Consider the following 3,438-nt stretch of genomic DNA (forward strand, 5'->3'; position numbering starts at 1 on the left):
GAGAAGTGGCTGGGGGTGGGTGGGACGTCGGCGGTGTATCAGGCGCTGGATGTGAAGAAGCACCAGCGCGTGGCGCTCAAGGTGTTGGCGGTGCCGTACGCCGACGAGGCGATGGTGACGCGCTTCCGCCAGGAGGTGGACCACGCCCGGGCGCTGGAGCACGTGAACATCCTGCATGTGTTTGACGTGGGCTCGGATGGGGAGCGGCACTACCTGACGGTGGAGCTGCTGGAGGGAAGGGACCTGCGTCAGGTGATGATGGAGGGCCGACCTACGTTGGCCAATGCCTTGCGGTGGCTGACGCACGCCACGGTGGCGCTGGAGCACGCGCACGCGCAAGGGGTGCTGCACCGGGACGTGAAGCCCGGGAACCTGTTCGTCACGCGCACGGGCGTGCTGAAGCTGATGGATTTCGGGCTCGCCAAGAGCGCGCATGTGATGGGCAACACGGCGCAGGGCGCGACGCTGGGGACACCGGAGTACATGGCTCCGGAGCAGGTGACAGGTGTGCCCGTGTCGCCGGCCACGGACCTGTATGCCCTGGGTGTGGTGGCGTACGAGATGATCACCGGGCAGCTGCCGTTCCGGCATGCGCAGCCTGTCCCGCTGATGTTGATGCACGTGCAGGAGACGCCTGTGCCTCCGAGGAAGCGGCGTCCAGAGCTGCCGGAAGCCTTCGAGCAGGTCGTCCTCACGCTGATGCGGAAGCGGCCCGAAGAGCGTTACGCCAGTGCAACGGTGCTGCGCGCTGAACTGGCGAAGCTATGGCCGCTGGCACTTCAGCAGGGGCGCGCGTTATAGGAGGCTCCTTCCCTGGGGGCCTCCATGTCTGTCAAATTCAACCACACGATCATCGCCGCGAAGGACAAGGTCGCATCCGCGCAATTCCTCGCGGAGTTGCTCGGGCTGCCGGAGCCCACGCCGTTCGGGCACTTCCAGGTGGTGAAGCTGACGGATGGGGCGTCGCTCGACTACGTGACCACGCAGGACGCGATCCACGGGCAGCACTACGCGTTCCTGGTGACGGAGGAGGTCTTCGATTCGCTGATCGCGAAGATCCGCGACCGGAAGATCCAGCACTGGGCCGACCCGCGCGGCCAGCATGAGAACCAGATCAACACCCATGACGGAGGCCGTGGGGTCTACTTCCAGGACCCCAACGGCCACTACATGGAGGCCATCACCGTGCCGTACGGCGGGTGGTGAGTTTTCACTGTCTGGGATTGCGTTCCTGCGACGGTTGAGTGACCGCTCTTCTCGGCGCAAGTCCGGGGAGTAGACTCCCGACGCATGGGCGCTGCGTCGAACTCCCCGGATGAAAAGAACGCGCTGCTTCGCGGTCTTCCCTCCATCGAACAACTCCTGCGGCGGCCGTCGCTGGAGTTCCGGCTCGCGAACCTTCCCCATGCCCGCGCGGTCGCGGCCCTGCGGCTCGCTGTCGAACGCGTGCGGTCCCGGCTCCTCGCTGGTGACTTGCGCCCCTTCGAGGACGCGGACGTGGAGGCGGCGCTCTCGTCCCTGGCCACGCCGAACCTCCGGCGCGTGTTCAACGCCACCGGCGTCGTGCTCCACACAAACCTCGGTCGCGCACCGCTCGCTCCAGAAGCCGTGGAGCGCGTCGTCGCCGTGGCCCGGGGCTACTCCAACCTCGAATACGACCTGGACGAAGGCGAACGCGGCAGCCGCTACGCTCCGCTCATCGGCCTCCTGCGCACGCTCACCGGCGCGGAGGACGCCATCGTCGTCAACAACTGCGCGGGCGCAGTGCTCCTCGTCCTCGCCGCGCTCGCCTCCGGTCGCGAATGCGTCGTCTCCCGCGGTGAACTCGTCGAAATCGGTGGAGGCTTCCGCATCCCGGACGTCATGCGCCAGTCCGGCGCGAAGCTCGTCGAAGTGGGCAGCACCAACCGCACCCGCCGCGCGGACTACGCCAACGCACTGAGTCCAGACACCGGCCTCATCGTGAAGGTCCACCGCTCCAACTTCGCGCTCGTCGGCTTCACGGAAGAGGCGTCCCTCGCGGAGCTCACCGAACTGGGACGCTCCCGTGACGTGCCCGTGTTCCAGGACCTGGGGTCCGGCGCGCTCATTCCGCTGTCCGGCCCAGGCCTCACCCCGGAGCCCACCGTCGGCCAGGCCATCCGGGACGGCGCGGACGTCGTCGCCTTCTCCGGCGACAAGCTCCTCGGCGGCCCCCAGGCCGGCGTCATCGTCGGCCGCCCGGACCTGCTTCAGCGCATCAAATCCCACCCGCTCACACGTGCGCTGCGTGTCGACAAGATGACGGTCGCGGCCCTGGAGGCGACGCTGGAGCTGTACCGGGATGGCCGCGCGGACGCGGTCCCCACCCAAAGCCTGCTCACCCAGCAACCGGCTTTGTTGCGATCCCGTGCCGAACGCCTGGCGGCCCTGCTCGCGGCGCTGGGCGTGGAGGGCCGTGTCGTGTCCGTGGATGGACAGGTGGGTGGAGGTGCCATGCCTCTGTCCCGGTTGCCTTCCTACGCTTGCAGCCTCACCGTAGAAGCGCCGAAAGTATTCCTGGAACGTCTGCGCGAAGCCGAGGTGCCGGTTATTGGCAGGATTGCGGATGACGAGGTCGTTCTCGACGTCCGGTGTCTCTCAGAGGAGGACCTGGGGCAGGTCGCGCAGGCTGTGGCGGCCGCCCGTTCGGGAAGCCAGCCATGATCAACAGCGCCGTGCTCGTTTTAAACCGGTACTACCAACCGGTTCACGTGACGTCAGTCAAACGGGCCTTTTCCCTGCTGTATCAGGGCGTCGCCAAAGCCATCGACGAACAGTACCGGCTGTATGAGTTCGAGGACTGGGCCGCCCTCAGCGCCACCCAGGACAGCATCACCACCATCGACCGCACCATCCGCGTGCCGCGCGTCCTCGTGCTCGGCGCGTATGACCACCTGCCTCGCGCCAAGGTGCGCTTCTCGCGCCTCAACATCTACGCGCGCGACAACGACACCTGCCAGTACTGCGCGAAGCAGCTGCCCCGCAGCGAGCTCAACCTGGACCACGTCAGCCCCCGCACCCAGGGCGGCAAGACGACGTGGGAGAACGTCGTGTGCTCCTGCGTGCCCTGCAACCTGAAGAAGGGCGGGCGCACGCCGGAACAGGCCGGGATGCGGCTGCTCAAGAAACCCGTGCGCCCGCGCTGGACGCCGCTGTTCCGCGGCGCCATCCGCAAGATCACCTACCGGGAGTGGCTGCCGTTCCTCCACCTCGCGGACGTGTCGTACTGGAACGTCGAGCTGCTCGACGAGTGACAGCGAACGGCTCCCCGGCCGCCTGCTCCCCGAGCCTCCTGGCTCCGGGGCGCGGGCTCCGGGCGCTACAGGGTCGGCCGTGAAATGGCGGGGTGTCGACTCGGGCGGTAGGACGGGCTTTGATGCGAGCCTTCGTGAAGCCCGCCCCCTTGCCTCCATCCGC

The 3,438-nt window shown here is 67.5% G+C and carries 4 protein-coding genes; all 4 read left to right on the forward strand.

The annotated features are described in order from the left end of the window. The coding region (locus D7Y11_RS42080) for a serine/threonine-protein kinase (protein WP_148139285.1) at positions 1 to 801 on the forward strand (801 nt) is incomplete at its 5' end. A 24-nt stretch (positions 802 to 825) separates the two neighbouring features. Next, on the forward strand, positions 826 to 1,206 hold the full coding sequence (locus D7Y11_RS42085) for a VOC family protein (protein ID WP_120568179.1): 381 nt from the start codon (positions 826 to 828) through the stop codon (positions 1,204 to 1,206). 84 nt (positions 1,207 to 1,290) lie between these two features. Then, a complete protein-coding gene (selA, locus tag D7Y11_RS42090) occupies positions 1,291 to 2,685 on the forward strand; it encodes an L-seryl-tRNA(Sec) selenium transferase (protein WP_120580120.1) in 1,395 nt (464 codons plus the stop codon). Then, a complete protein-coding gene (locus D7Y11_RS42095; protein WP_014396030.1) occupies positions 2,682 to 3,275 on the forward strand; it encodes an HNH endonuclease in 594 nt (197 codons plus the stop codon). Before selA ends, D7Y11_RS42095 begins: the two co-directional genes overlap by 4 nt. The last annotated feature ends 163 nt before the right edge of the window (positions 3,276 to 3,438 follow it).

It is taken from the genome of Corallococcus sp. AB018 (genome assembly GCF_003986945.1).
Lineage (GTDB): Bacteria > Myxococcota > Myxococcia > Myxococcales > Myxococcaceae > Corallococcus > Corallococcus exiguus.